9 protein-coding genes are annotated in these 14,386 nt (G+C 46.8%); all 9 read right to left on the bottom strand.

Translation table 11 applies throughout. The features are described from left to right. Positions 1 to 221: 221 nt before the first annotated feature. Positions 222 to 656, bottom strand: coding sequence for a hypothetical protein (locus K0O23_RS19865; protein WP_219879210.1), 435 nt, complete (start codon positions 654 to 656; stop codon positions 222 to 224). A 105-nt stretch (positions 657 to 761) separates the two neighbouring features. After that, positions 762 to 1,571, bottom strand: coding sequence for a DUF4249 domain-containing protein (locus tag K0O23_RS19860; RefSeq protein ID WP_219879209.1), 810 nt, complete (start codon positions 1,569 to 1,571; stop codon positions 762 to 764). After that, positions 1,571 to 3,892: a TonB-dependent receptor gene (locus tag K0O23_RS19855; protein WP_219879208.1), complete on the bottom strand. Its 2,322-nt coding sequence runs from the start codon at positions 3,890 to 3,892 to the stop codon at positions 1,571 to 1,573. Before K0O23_RS19855 ends, K0O23_RS19860 begins: the two co-directional genes overlap by 1 nt. Positions 3,893 to 4,078: 186 nt before the next feature. Further along, complete coding sequence (locus K0O23_RS19850) at positions 4,079 to 5,431, bottom strand: TolC family protein (RefSeq protein ID WP_219879207.1); 1,353 nt, start codon at positions 5,429 to 5,431, stop codon at positions 4,079 to 4,081. A 28-nt stretch (positions 5,432 to 5,459) separates the two neighbouring features. Further along, positions 5,460 to 7,334, bottom strand: a complete 1,875-nt coding sequence (locus K0O23_RS19845) for a M61 family metallopeptidase (protein ID WP_219879206.1) — start codon at positions 7,332 to 7,334, stop codon at positions 5,460 to 5,462. Between the two features lie 16 nt (positions 7,335 to 7,350). After that, positions 7,351 to 7,806: a DoxX family protein gene (locus K0O23_RS19840; protein WP_219879205.1), complete on the bottom strand. Its 456-nt coding sequence runs from the start codon at positions 7,804 to 7,806 to the stop codon at positions 7,351 to 7,353. A gap of 141 nt (positions 7,807 to 7,947) precedes the next feature. Next, entirely contained in the window at positions 7,948 to 9,138 is a 1,191-nt protein-coding gene (locus K0O23_RS19835) for a hypothetical protein (RefSeq protein ID WP_219879204.1), read from the bottom strand. Positions 9,139 to 9,253: 115 nt separating this feature from the next. Next, on the bottom strand, positions 9,254 to 11,644 hold the full coding sequence (locus tag K0O23_RS19830; RefSeq protein WP_219879203.1) for an ABC transporter permease: 2,391 nt from the start codon (positions 11,642 to 11,644) through the stop codon (positions 9,254 to 9,256). 99 nt (positions 11,645 to 11,743) lie between these two features. Next, positions 11,744 to 14,152, bottom strand: a complete 2,409-nt coding sequence (locus K0O23_RS19825) for an ABC transporter permease (protein ID WP_219879202.1) — start codon at positions 14,150 to 14,152, stop codon at positions 11,744 to 11,746. Between the last annotated feature and the right edge of the window lie 234 nt (positions 14,153 to 14,386).

Genomic DNA, 14,386 nt, shown 5'->3' with positions numbered 1-14,386 from the left:
CAGCCCGTTTCACAGGATCTGGAATCAGATCCTGTATCTTTTCCCACTGCTCATTTGTTAGCTCCATGAGAAACTAACAAACAAGTTTAAGCGCTAATTCCTATTTTTGAGATAGCTTCTAATAACCAGCAACCAATAACGAAACCTATCGCCCTGTAACAGCCAAGACGCAACATATTGCGTCTCTACATTCCGGACAACGAACAACCATCAACCAATAACTACTCCACAGGCACACTATTTTGCCGGCCAAACCGGTAAGCAATGCCCCAGCTGCCTCTGAGTATAGCGGAGCTTTCGAAGTCGGAGATAAGGGCTAACTCAGCATGGAAACCGAGGCCTTTTTTCTGAAAAGGGAAAGCTGTAAACCCTACAGGCAGCACCAATCCTCTGAACACATTATACCTTACGCCAAGGCCTGCATCTATATAATAGTCTTCTCTGGAAATTACTTTATAGGGCAGTACAAACTCAGCGCTGATATCATCTACAAAAACATTGGTGCCAACTCGCAGCTCTGGTGCAAAGCGCCTGAACTCGTATCCAATGCCGGCAAAAGGTATGCTTGACTGATGATAGGACGCAAATACCTGGCTAAAACCCTCAAGAGTAGTTAAGGATAGTGTGAGTATAAGAAGTATAGTTTTCAGCTTCATAAGTATAAGTATAGCTAAAATATAATACTTATACAATATAAAGTGCAAAGCCTGGCTTTAAGTAGCTATTGGCAGAGGGAGAACGCATCTACAGCGTGAAGTATACTAATGCAGCACCACCGTTTTCCGCTGAAAGACCAGGTTCGTGAAAATGCCGATGCCGCCCTGAACCGAAGACTTTATTTTAGATGGTTGCGCAAACGGATTGCCATTGGCGTCCTTAGCATTATCCACTGAATTAAGGAAGTCACAATACTGCTTTTCGATGTGGTACAGGGATACAATGATGGTATCGTTGCGGTCGTAATCGTACGCAGAGCCAAGTGTGGTTCGCTTGCCATTGGTTAGGTTGTCATCCAGCGTAAAATCTCGCTCAGGCCTGGTGTTCAGGCTATCCACATGGGTAACATAGCGATAGTAGTTGGCAGCATCTGGGTTATCCTGGAAAGAGGTTAGCAGGTAAGCCTTTTCTTTCTCGTTGAATTTCCACTCCACCTCCTCAATAGGTACTAACGGAAGTATAGTGGTAAAGCCCGTTACTTTGCGGCCTTTCCCATCGGTAACCTCCAGCCCGAAAATATCGCCAACTTTCCCTTTCATTATCTCTGTAGAGGTATGGGTGTAATATTTAGTGCCACCCGGCGAAACCGTTGGCTTATAGTTAAGCTTTATACGACGGCCGTTGTGGGTGATATAAACTTCGGCATCAGGTACGAAAGGCGGCTGGGGGGCATCAAAGTATGAGGAGCTTTCCGTAACTGTTACTCTGAATGCTTTACCCTGCTGCAGGTAGCCCTCAACAACCAGCTGAGGGGTGTGCTCTGGTAATATAACCTCAATGTCTTTTTCAAGGTCGCAGGCGGTTGCCAGCATAAGTATAGGCAGCACAAAGTATAAAATAGCCTTTAATCTCATCAGAATTTAAAATTATAGGTAACAGACGGGATGGTAGGGAACAGCGAAACCTGCCTGGCCTGGAATTTCAGGGTTTGCCTGGTTTCTTCATCCTCCACCTGGTCAAAGTATACAAAGTATGGGTTGCGCCTGTTGTAGGCATTGTATACACTAAAGGTAAGGTCTGAGCTGCCCCGCTTCGGGTTAAGCTTCAGCACCAGCCCAAGGTCGAGGCGGTGGTTCGGTGCCAGCCTGAAGCCGTTGCGCTCAGAGTATACCGGCACCACAGAAGAACGCTGCCCCTGCACATCCTGGAAAGCAAAGCGTGCCACCGGAAGCGAGTAAGCATTGCCAGTGCCGTAAGTAAAGGCCCCGGTGAGGTTTATGCGTTTGCTCAGTTGGTGCAGCAACACTACGCTTATGTCGTGGCGGCGGTCGTAGCGCGTCGGAAACCAGTTGCCTTCGTTTATGGCGTCTTCGGGGTTTTCGCTGTTAAATTTGCGGTAGGTCCACGATAAAGTATAGCCTACCCAGCCGGTGGTTCTTCCTTTTATTTTCTCGAGGTATACTTCGTTGCCGTAGCTTTTGCCTTTGCCAAACAGGAACTCTGCCTCCAGGTCGTCGTTCACGAACAAGTTGGCACCATCTCTGAAATCGATCTGTCGGGCCATCCATTTGTAGTATACTTCGTTGGTGAACAGGAACTTGCCGTTGCCAAACAACTGACTGATACCTGCTGCCACCTGGTGTGAGCGCTGCGGTTTTACATACTCAGAAGACGGATACCAGATATCAGTAGGTAGTGAGGCGCCGGAGTTGGCTACCAGGTGCACGTATTGCATCATGCTGGCAAAGCTGCCCTTAAGGGAGGTGTTTTCGCTTAGGTTATACTTGGCAGCTACGCGGGGCTCTACAGCAAAGTATGTTTTGCTGTTACTAAACCCTGAAAAGCGCAGGCCATAGTTAAGCGAAAGTTGGGCGTTTACCTGGTAGTCGTCGGCAATGTAGGCTCCAAACTCTGTGGCTTTGTAATCGTTCCCGGCTCCAAAAGAAAGGCTGTTATCGTCTGAGTCGAAGTTAAGGCGGCCAATGGTAAAGTTATGGCGTGTAGCACTTGCCCCGAATTTCAGGCTGTGCCCTCCGGTCAGGAACAAGTCAAAATCCGTTTTTAAAGTATAATCCGCTATGTCGGAGGTCAGCTTAAAACTGAAAATATCAATCTCGTTGTTGATGGTATACTTGTACTTAGTGATGCCGGCAGAAGTATTGCTGTACAGCCTGTCGTTATACTTATGGCGCCAGTTAAGGGATGCCATGCTGTTGCCCCAGTCGAAGCCAAACTTGAAATCATCGTCTTTGAACGTGAAAAAATCGCGGCCCCAGTAACTGCTCAGGGTTAACTCGTCTTTCTCACCGATCTTGTAATTAACCTTGCCGTTAAGGTCGTAGAAGTAATAATCCGGGATAGGGTTATAGTCCGGTTTGCCTTCGCTCAGGCGATTTAGCTGGCGGGTAAAAACATCTACATAGGTTCTGCGGCCAGATATCAGGAAAGTGGCTTTATCTTTAACAATGGGGCCATCCAGGGTAAGGCGGGAGGAGATAAGACCCAGTCCGCCGGTTGCCTGTATCCGCTCATTGTTTCCTTCGGTCATCTCTACATCCACTACCGACGAAAGCCTGCCGCCGAACTGAGCCGGAAAACCGCCTTTGTAAAGCTCCACGCTTTTAACTGCATCAGAATTAAACACGCTGAAGAACCCAAACAGGTGTGATGGATTGTAGATCAGGGCATCGTCTAGCAGCACCAGGTTCTGGTCGGGGCCGCCACCGCGTACATATAAACCCGAAGAGCCCTCGCCTCCGGACTGCACGCCCGGTTTTAATTGCAGTGTTTTGATCAGGTCTACTTCACCGAAAAGGGCTGGCAAAAGCTTCGCTTCTTTGGTAGTGAGTTTTTCTACGCTCATGCGCGTATCGTTTAATTTCTGGCGCAGGGTGGATGCTTCGATTTCTATTACCTGTAACTCGTTAGAGGCTAGTTCCAGGGGAATGTTTAAAGATTGGTTACCCGAAATGCTAACGTTACCGCTGTAAGGGTTGTAACCAATATAAGTTGCCTGCACCGTATAATTGCCTTGCGGCAGCAGCAGCGTATAAAAACCACGTTCGTTGGTGGTGGTGCCTGCTCTTAACCCGGGTACAGCCACAGTGGCACCTACCAGGGCCTCACCGGTGGCGGCTGCCCGTACAACACCACTTAACGTATAATTTTGAGCTGAGACAGGCAAAGCAAAAAGCAGGAAAAATACAAAGTATAAAGTATAAGCAGGGTAGCGCATGTAGGCTGATAAATTTCAGAAGCAGTTCGAAAGTATAGAAACCTTGTTACATAAAAAAGTTAAGCCCGAATTGTTCGACGAACACAAAGATTTTACCGTTAATTCTGCTTATCCATTCCTAAAAAATGAGAGCCGCACCTGTAAAGGCAGCGGCTCCCGGTAGATAGATAGGTAGTAGTAATGTTCTTATCCCTGGAAAAGCTCTAAAATTCGCTGTTTGAAGTAGAACTCACATTTGCTCTGCAGTAGTTCCGTTTGTACCCTGTTTTTATTGTTTAAAGACTCCATGTAGGCAAAAAAATCGATAGTGCCCAGTTCATAGCGCTTCTTAGCTGACTCAAAGGCTTTTTCTGTGTACTCGAGGTTTGCCATTACAGTATTATACTTTTCCTGGGCGGCCAGCACATCCTGGTATACCTGCTGCACAGTTTGGCGCAGTTGGTTTTGACGGGCAACTAAATCCAGCTCTGCGTTACGCAGGTCAATACGCGCTGCCTGGGCATCAAACTGGCGGCTCAGGCCATTAAACAAGGGCAGGCTTAACCGTAGGCCTACAATTTTGCGTTGGTTCAGGTCGAGTTGCTCAAAGTATGGAATGGTGCTGAAATCGCCGTTACCTGGATCATTAAGCGCGTTACTGGTATAATTGGAGCTAAGCACACCTTCCAGCGACAGCGTAGGAGAAAAATTGCTGCGCACCACTTTCAGGTTACTTTTAGCAGCCTCCAGCGATGCCGCCGACGATTTTATCATAGGTGAATAACCCAGCGTGCGTGCCATTACCTCCTGTTCGGTTGGCAGGCTCATGTTCAGGTCCAGTGGTGTGGTAGGCGTTTGCAGCACGTACTCCGGGTTACCCTCCACGTTCATTTCCTGTGTAAGTTGCAGCCTGGCTCTGCGGTAGTTGTTCTGAAATGTGATCAAGTTTAATTTCTCTGTTGCTATCTGCGCCTTTATCTGGTATACCTCGTCCTGGGCACGTACGCCGGCGCGTTCCAACTTCTCCATTTTGTCTAATTGGCCCTCCAGCAGTTTTATTCTTTCCTGCACAATGGTAATGTTTTCGTTGTCGAGCAGGGCCTGCAGGTAATAGTTGGTAATGTTCGTTTCAAGATCTATCTCGGCTTGCTGGGCTGCGTACGAACTGGCTTCGGCTAGCTGGCGTGAACGCTTCAGTTCAAACAGTTTTGTGAAGCCATCAAACAATACCACCTGCCCGGCCAGGTAGGGGAAAGAGGTGGTGGTGGTGCCGTTCTTTACCTGTCCGGTTATGTTGTCAAATGTCTGGCCGTTGATCTTGTTTACGTCGGCGTTGGCCGATAGCGTGGGCAGGTAACTGAACTTGCTGCGGTTAACGTTGATGTCGGCTTTGGTGTGGTTATACTTTGCCTGGCGCAGCGCCACGTTGTTCTGGCGGGCCAGGTTAAGGCTTTGCTCCAGTGTTAGCACCTCCTGTGCCTGCACGGTTGCGGCTAAACTAAGGCAAATAGCCAGCCCTCCCAGCTTTTTAAGCAGGGCTTTGGTTAATACTTTTTTCATAGGTTTACTTTGTACTTATAGCTGTAATTTATACTTCGCTGTTAAGCCAGGCAGCACGCAGGGCTTTTTGCTGCTCTGTGGCACTTGGGTCAGGGGTTAGTACATGTATGGCCTGGCGCTCTGTAGCCACCACTTTGCCTTTCAGTTTCTTTTCCTTCACCTTGCCTCTTTTATTTTTCCGGCCAACGGTTATGGTAATTTCTTCGCCGGGTTTCATTTGCTGCAGTTCAACCCCAATCAGTTCACGAATATTTGCCGGCGTAATGTCGGTGCCGTTAAATTTAAGTAGCTGGTCTTCGTTCTGGAAACCCATCTGCCTGCCAAAGGCATCCATATCCGCAGTCTCGGCCACAATAATTCGGCTGGTTTCCTGGTCAAAACCAGGCGTGAAGCCACCGTAAGAGATAATAGTTTCGGTGGCTTTGGGCTGATAAATAATGCCCACTTTACGGAAGGTTTCCTCCAGCGGCAAGGGCTCAGACCCCTCGACGTGTTTTGCGAAAAATTCCCTGATCTCGGGATAAGTCAGTTCAGTTATCTTATCAAAAAGCTCCTCGTCTTTAAAGGATTTATCCTTGCCGTAAGTCTTGGAAAGATCAAGCATCAGGTCGCGCAGGCTATACTTGCCCTGGCTTAGTTCACGCAGTTTTATATCGAGCACCAACCCGATCAGAGACCCCTTCTGGTACACGTTGCCATACTCTTTCTCATACTTTTCGAGTACCTCTGCGCTCATCACAGTAAAAGGAAGCGTGTCGTTGTAGTATTCCCTGGATGTGGCAATGTATTCGCGTAGCTTCTCCAGGTAGGTGTCCAGGTTGTATAAGCCTTCATACACCTGCACATGCGAGGCAAAATATTCTGTTACACCTTCGTAAAGCCACAAGTGCTTCGACATTTTAGGGTTGATAAAATCGAAATTGCCTATTTCTTCGGAGTGGATGTTAAGTGGCGTTACAATATGGAAGAACTCATGTGCGGCCACATCTTTTATGGTAGAGCTAAACTGCTCGGCTGGCATTTCCGGTAAAAAGTATACCGATGAGTACGAATGCTCCAAAGCACCGTAAGAGCCCGATTTGCCCACTCGCTCCGGCACGTAGATCAGGAATGCATACTTCTCCACAGGCAGGATACCACCCAGGTACTTACGCTGTGCATCCAGAATATCGCGCACGTTTTCGGCAATAGGTTTAGAGGTTACCCGGCCAGACGGGGAGTATACTGACACCAGCACATCTGTGTTCCCTATTTTAAGCACAGTAGTGTCGGGACGGTTATACATCAGCGGCGAGTCGGCCAGTTCCACGTAATTAGGCACCTGATACGTATCTTTAGTGGTGGTACTCGAGGTGGCGATAAGCGGCGTGGATCCGTAAAAGCCCTGTGGTTTGGTAACATTCAGTTCGAATGGCACTTGCTTCATGCCATCAAAGTACCCGATAAAGCCAAAGGTGTTGATCAGGAAATTCTTGTCTGCTTCTATGTTGGTGCCCCCCGGCTCAAATACAGCATTCCCCTTCATGTCGGCATCAAAGGTGTCGTCTACCCAATAGGTTATTCTGGCCAGCCTGTTTGCGTTGCTGATGCGCCAGCGGTTTGTATCCAGTTGCTCTACTGCCAGGGTGTTTCCACTTTTATCAAGTGCTTTAAAGTCGGTTACAAATCTACCGAAATCAGACACAGAGTAAGTGCCGGGCACAATTTTAGGCGTATTATAAACTATTGTGCTCTCCTTTATTTGCGGAGCCTGCAGCGTAACCTGCACCTTATCGTCTTTTACCTGCGTCAGGTCTATGGTAAAGTTATACTTGCTGCCCGCGGTTTGTTGTGCGGCAACGTTTCCGGTAAAAGAGAGGCTCAGCCCTAAGCTCAGCAGCAAAAGTGTTTTCTTTATCGCCATAGTTTGATGTTTAAGATCATGCATTAACCTGTAACGTACGATCTATACTTTGTGCTCGTTTCCGGCTCAGGTAAGCATCCAGTGAAACAGGACCTGCGCCGTTGAAAAGAAAGAAAAAGCCTACCGCAATTAATTGCGCAGCAGGGTAATATTGCGGGAACGACTGCCCGATATGTGCTATAAGTATGGCCGCTGTAAAATTGATGATCAGCAGAATGCCTACCCAACGCACTGCCAGGCCCAGCAGTAAAAGTATACCACACACAAACTGCACGTACACCGATACATGGGCAGCCATTAGCGGGTAAGGTACATTTCTAGCCTCCAGAAAATCCCTGAACTCCAGCATCCTTTCCCAACTGAAAACATTGTCCTGCACCCCATAGATGATGAACACACCAATGGCAAACCGGATAAATAGTGTGCCATAGTCCCGGTGCCGTTTGAAAAAGGAGAGTGTGCTGCCATCCATTGTTTTTCAGTTTGCTTTATAGGGTACTACTGCATCAAAGTACAGCTTTTGCTTATAGTATAATTCTTTACTCTAATGTAGCATTTTAGATAATCTTTTTGCAGCTGTTTTCGACCATCTGCCTGTTTTTGTAGATTAAATTTAGTTTAGGGCCTCCATCGCTTTTCGGTATTCATAGTCGGAGCTGATGGTTTTGGCAGCCTTCTTATAGTCGTCGCGCAGGGCGGTGGCGTTTGCCGGAATACGAGGCGCCATGTTGCGCAATACTTTGCTCTTCTCGTAGTCTGAACTGATGCTGGTAACCACCGGAAACAAAGCCTGATACTGTGCCTCCGAAAGCTTCTGCTTGTTAAGTATGTTGTTTATAGATTTCCCTTTTTCATAATCAGAGGAAATGCTGTTGATCACATTGAACGTAGCCTGATAGTTGCCAGCTAAAAAGTTCTTCTGCTCTGCTAACTGCTGTATTACCTTGCTCTTTTCGTAGTCTGATGAAATAGAAAAGAGCGCTTTGATTGCCATGCCTGTTGCATAGCTGCTAAGTTCGCCAACAGCTAGTAAGTGCGACATAGCCTTACGCATCTCATAGTCTGACGAGATTTTCTGAGCGGCCTGCAGGTATGCTGTTGTAATGTCATCTTTTGCTAAATGGGAAGTGGGTATCTGTCGTAAAAGCTTGCTAAGCTCATAATCAGAGTTTGTGTTTTTGCCTGCGTATTCCAGTGCCAGCTTCACATCGTTTGCCGGCAGTTTAGGCTGCTCCAACAGATATCGGATAATCTTTAACTTGTTGCTGTCGCTTGTTGTTTTTTCTGCTTCCGCCAGCACTCCCTTAGCACCGCTTTTCTTGTACGCCTCCTGTAGTATGGCCTCCAGTCCAATTCCTGTTTTGATTATGATCTCCGGCATTACCAGCTGCAACCATTGCTTGCCGGCAGGCTCGTAGGCTACCTGCTTGCCTCCTTCATAATACTTGCGGGTTAAGTTGCCGTTGTTGTTGCTCTCTATTTCCAGTTTACGCGCTACGCCATTGTCTTTTTTCTCATAGCGGAAATAACCATTCGGGGATATACTTTTAATACCCTTGTTGTCATCGGTAAGGGTAATGGTGCCGTTATACTTTATCTCTTCGTGTATACCATTGTTGATGTATACATAGCTACCCTTACTTTCCCCATTATTGGAGATGATCTCAACATGGTTTTTAGACTTCCTGGATTTGGTGGTATCCTGCTGCTGTGTAGCAAAGTCAGGTGCAGTTATATGACTTGCTTTTGCAACTCCAGCCACACTTAGCAGAACTGCTGCGGCAATTATTACTTTTCTGTTCATATCTTTAACTTGGTTATACTTTTAATGATGTTCTTTTCTGCTGGAAGGTTGCCTTAGGAGGACAAGCAATTTTGTCCTCCTGAGCAATCACCTTAAACAAACAACAAATTCTTTTTTATTCAGTCCGCAGGGCTTTAACCGGATCAGTCATGGCGGCGCGGGCCGCTTTAAAGCTTACCGTTGCTATAGCCAGGCACAGGGCAACCAAACCGGATGCAACAAACACCCATGCACTGATTGGAGTGCGGTAGGCAAAGTCCTGTAACCATTGCTGCATGCCGTACCACGCAATTGGGCTGGCCAGTAGTATGGCTACCAAAACCAGCAGGGCAAAGTCTTTAGTAAGTAGCATTACAATACCGGATACCGAGCTGCCCAATACTTTTCGAATACCAATTTCGCGGGTGCGTTGCTCTGCAGTAAAAGATGCCAGCCCAAACAATCCCATGCAGGCAATAATGATGGTAAGCAGCGAGAAATAGCCGAAAATCGTCAGCATCTTTTCCTCTGCACGGTACTGTTTGTTAAAGCTTTCGTTCAGGAAGAAATAATCCATTGGGTGAGAAGGCGCAAAATTAGACCAGGTCTCCTGCATGTGATCCATGGCTTCGGTAATACCGTTAGCGGACACGCGCGCCATCAGATAACCGTTATTCTGTGGAGCCAGTAAGATTACGAGTGGCTCTATCTGGCTGTGCAGCGAAGTATAGTTAAAGTCTTTTACCACGCCTACCACTTTGCCAGATGTAGTGTCAGAAAAGCCAATGCGCTTGCCTATCGGGTCGTCCCAGCCAAGTGCCTTTTCTGCGGCCTCATTTAAAATAAAGCCATTTTGTTGGTCTGTGGCAATGTCTCTGGAGAAATTTCTGCCGGCCTTCAGGTTAATGTCCATCAAGTCCAGGAACTCGTAGTCCACGAGAATGGTATTCATTGTTTTCTCGGCCATTGTGCCGTTGCGCTCTACAGCAAAAATGATCACACCAGTGGACTCGCCTGGAATCATAACGGTGGTTGTAGCCTTAGTAATTTTGGGGTTCTTGAGCAGCTGCTCTTTTATTACGGGCATTTTGTTTACGATGGCCGTATCGCCACTTGGGATATCTACTACCAGTACCTGCTCTTTCGTAAAGCCAAGGTCCTGGCTCTTTAGGTAGTGCATTTGGCTGTAAACCACAATTGTTCCAATTATCAGCACCAGCGAAATGGTAAACTGCAAAACCACCAGGCCTTTGCGAAGCATGGCGCTGCCGCTATTCGGTATGATGCCGCTCTTTAGTACATCGGCTGGTTTAAAGTGTGAAAGAACCAAGGCCGGATAGCTGCCCGATAATAAACCAATCAGTAAAGCAATGCCTAGTATGGCAAATGCAAAAGTAGAATCCAGAAAGTAGTTGGATGGTATATTCTTTTCAGCAAGACTGTTAAAGGTGGGTAACATGAGCTCAACCAACAGTAGTGCTATAAAAACTGCAAACACAGTAAGCAAAACTGACTCACTCAGGAACTGTAGTACTAACTGCGACCTGTCGGCGCCTACTACTTTACGCAACCCTACTTCTTTGGCACGTTTTACTGAGCGCGCTGTAGCCAGGTTCATGTAGTTTATACTTGCTATCAGAAGTATAAAAATGCCTACAAAGGAGAAAATGTATATATATGATTTCTTACCAACCGGGAAAGCTTCCCAGAGGTAGTCCGTGTTCAGGTGGATGTCTGGTAACGATTGAAGATATAGTTCTACGCGCTCAGTAGTATTGCCCCGGGCAGGCGCAATACGTCTTTTAACAAAGTCTGGGAGCTTTGTCTGTAAGCCTGTTGCTGCCTCTGCATCGCGCAGCAGCACATACGTATAACTATTGGTGCTAAACCAGTTTGATTCAAAGTTCTGGCGCAACTCTGCCGGTAATGTGCTCATAGAGGTAAGCACATTGGGCTTCATATGGGCTGCATCAACAGGCTCGAATACACCGGTTACTTTATACGACTGGCTGCCTATACGAAAGGTACTGTACATGGCCTTCATCGGGTCGTCGAAAAATTTGTCCGCTACCTCTTTTGAGAGCACCATGGTGTTAGGTTCCTGCAACACCGCCTTTGGGTCACCTTCTAAAAGCTTGTAATCAAAAACCTGAAAGTAATTGCTGTCAGCCCAGAAAGCGTGTTCGATTGTAATAGCCTTTTCGTCCAGCCGCAGTACCTGTTTGTTGCGGTTGATCATGCGCACAGCTGTCTCCACTTCCGGGAAGTCTGCTGCCAGGCCTGGTGCCAGAGCAGGGTGAGTTACAGATGCCTTCTCCACCTCATCCTCTACAATAAGATTGTTGACTACACGGTAAATTCTGTCATGTTTAGTGAAGTACTTGTCGTAGCTAAGCTCGTGCTGCACATACAGGTAAATAAGTATGCAGGAGGCAATGCCAATAGCAAGCCCGATAATATTTATGGCAGCATACACCTTGTTACGGATCATGTTGCGCCAGAAAATGAGCAGGTAGTTTTTGAGCATGGCTTAGTTAGTTAAAAGGTTAGTGTTACAAAAGCTATTCAGAAATTACCGCAAGCTGCCAAAGCGCTGGGTCCGTTTAGTGTAAAGTATACTTTGTTGCTATTGTGTTCTCAGTGCATTAACCGGATCCAGGAAAGCGGCTTTTATGGCTTGAACGCTTACAGTGATCAGGGCTATACTCATAGCTACAAATCCGGCCAGCACAAATATCCACCAGCTTAAATCTACCCGGTATGCGAAGTCCTGGAGCCAGGTGTTCATACCATACCAGGCTATCGGGCTTGCAAGCGCAATAGCCACCAGTACCAGTAGGGCAAAATCTTTGGAAAGCAACAGTACAATACTTCCGGTTGAGGAGCCCAAAACTTTGCGGATGCCAATTTCTTTGGTGCGCTGCTCTGCTGTAAAAGATGCTAATCCAAACAAGCCCAGGCAGGCAATAAATATGGTAAGGGCGGCAAAGTAACCAAATACCGTCAGTATCTTCTCTTCCGCTTTGTATTGTCTGTCGAAATACTCATCCATAAAGAAATACTCCATCGGGTGCTTCTGGTCGAACTGTCGCCATTGCTGCTCTACAAACTGTATGGTTGCTGCCTGGTTTTCAGGGGCAATGCGGGCCAGCAGGTATCCCGGCGACTCAGGTATCAATTGCAATGCCAGTGGTTGTACCTCTGTGTGAAGCGACTGCACATGGAAATCTTTTACCACACCTATGATGCGCGATTGATTACCTGCAATGGTGGTGTCGCCGGTATTTACTTTTTTTCCGACTGGATCGTCCCAACCCAGCCACTTAGCAGCTGCCTCGTTTATGATAACTCCGGACTGCTGATCTGTTTTGTGGTCTTTAGAGAAGTTGCGGCCTGCCTTCATTTGGATACCCATCAGCGGGATGAAGTCATAATCTATGGCCATGATGTCAATAGTCTTCTCCACCATTTTGTCACCCTGCTCCACCAGCATCAGCGTACGGTTTAAGGATTCGGAAGGAATACTGTAAGAGTTGGATACCTGCAGTACATTAGGGTTCTGGAGTAGCTGTTGCTTGATAACCGGCAACCGTGACACGAGTACAGAGTCACCGCTTGGCACATCGATCACCAGCACCTGCTCTTTCTGAAAACCCAGGTCTGAGTTTTTCAGAAAACGCATTTGCGCAAACACTACAATAGTCCCGATGATCATGATCAGTGATATGCCAAACTGCACAACCACCAGAGCCTTTCGTAAGGTAGCGCTGCTGCCTCTGGGGGTTTTATCAGACTTAAGCACATCGGCTGGCTTGAAGCGCGATAAGAAGAATGCCGGGTAACTGCCTGCCACAACACCTATCAATAGTATAAGCGCTAACAGCAGTAGTATGAATTCTCCCTGAAAAAAGAAGTTTGAAGAAAAGTTTTTGTTGGTAAGTGCATTAAAGCTAGGAATAAAGACCTGCACCAGACCCAGCGCCAACACTACAGCAATCAATGTAAGAAGTATAGATTCGCCTAAAAACTGGCTAACCAATTGGCTGCGGTCAGCGCCGACTACTTTGCGTAACCCCACTTCTTTAGCGCGTTTAGCAGATCTGGCGGTGGCCAGGTTCATATAGTTTATACTTGCGATCAGCAGCAGAAAAATGGCTACAGCACCAAAAATGTATATATAAGACATATTTCCTGCAGGCGTAAGCCCATGGCCATAACGCTGGTCGAAGTGGATGTCTTTCAAAGGCTGTGCAATTAACTTCATCTGGGCATTCAGGCGGTTATCCTTTATCCAGGGGTTAATGAAGTTGGTAGACAGCTCATCTAACTGATATTGAAGTTCAGGCTGCTTGTTCTGGTCGGGCAGGAGGGCGTAAGTATAGCGGTTAAGGTTAAACCACAGGTTCTTATAGTCTTCCTCCGTTAATTTACTGTCGATGGTAGCCCGGGACAGTAAACCGGTTGCCTGAATATGCGAATGGCCTTTGTCTTTGTAAATTCCTGTTACAGTGTAAGGGTTACGGCTAAACTGCAGCACTTTACCCAGAGCATCTTCTGTGCCTCCGAAAAGCTTGTTGGCAAGTTCTTCTGTCAGCACAATTTTCTGTGGGCCATCCAGAGCCGTTCTTGGGTCGCCGGATATAAATTCGTAATCAAACACAGTGAAAAATGCGCTGTCGGCAAAAAGCAGTTTGTCTTCAGTAAAGCTTTGGTTGTCGTACCAAATGGTTTGTTTGCTTGTAGGCGAAAACTGGGTTACGGTCTCTACCCCTGAAAATTTGCGCAGGGCAGGCTCTAGTGGGGGAGGAGTAACTGCAAAGTTATCCTGTTGTCCTTCAAATATTACTTCACCTACAATTCGCAGAATCCGATCAGACTTACTGAAATTGCTTTCGTAGCTCAGCTCATCCTGCACATATAAGAAAATAAGCATACAGGAAGCCACACCTATAGCCAGCCCAACTATATTTATAGCGGAGTATACTTTATTCCGGTACAGGTTGCGTAGTGCTATTTTTATGTAATTCTGAAGCATTTTGCGTTTGATATGCTTGATAGAAATTTAATCCTACTTTCTACACTATGCAGATAGTATAGCCTCTACCGGAGCTAAGAAAACGTTTTCGTGAGAGCACTATATTTAACCTTAATTAACTCAAGTTGCGTGATAGTACACGCGGTTTAACACAAAAAATCTGTTCTGCCAGCGGCTGTTGTACGTTTTAAAGTTTGCAGACTTAATTCGTAACAGCCATGACAGAACAGACCA

This window comes from Pontibacter aydingkolensis (assembly GCF_019443125.1).
GTDB classification, from domain to species: Bacteria; Bacteroidota; Bacteroidia; order Cytophagales; family Hymenobacteraceae; genus Pontibacter; species Pontibacter aydingkolensis.
Note: the sequence above shows the minus strand (reverse complement) of the source record. Positions and strands in the feature narration are given on the sequence as shown.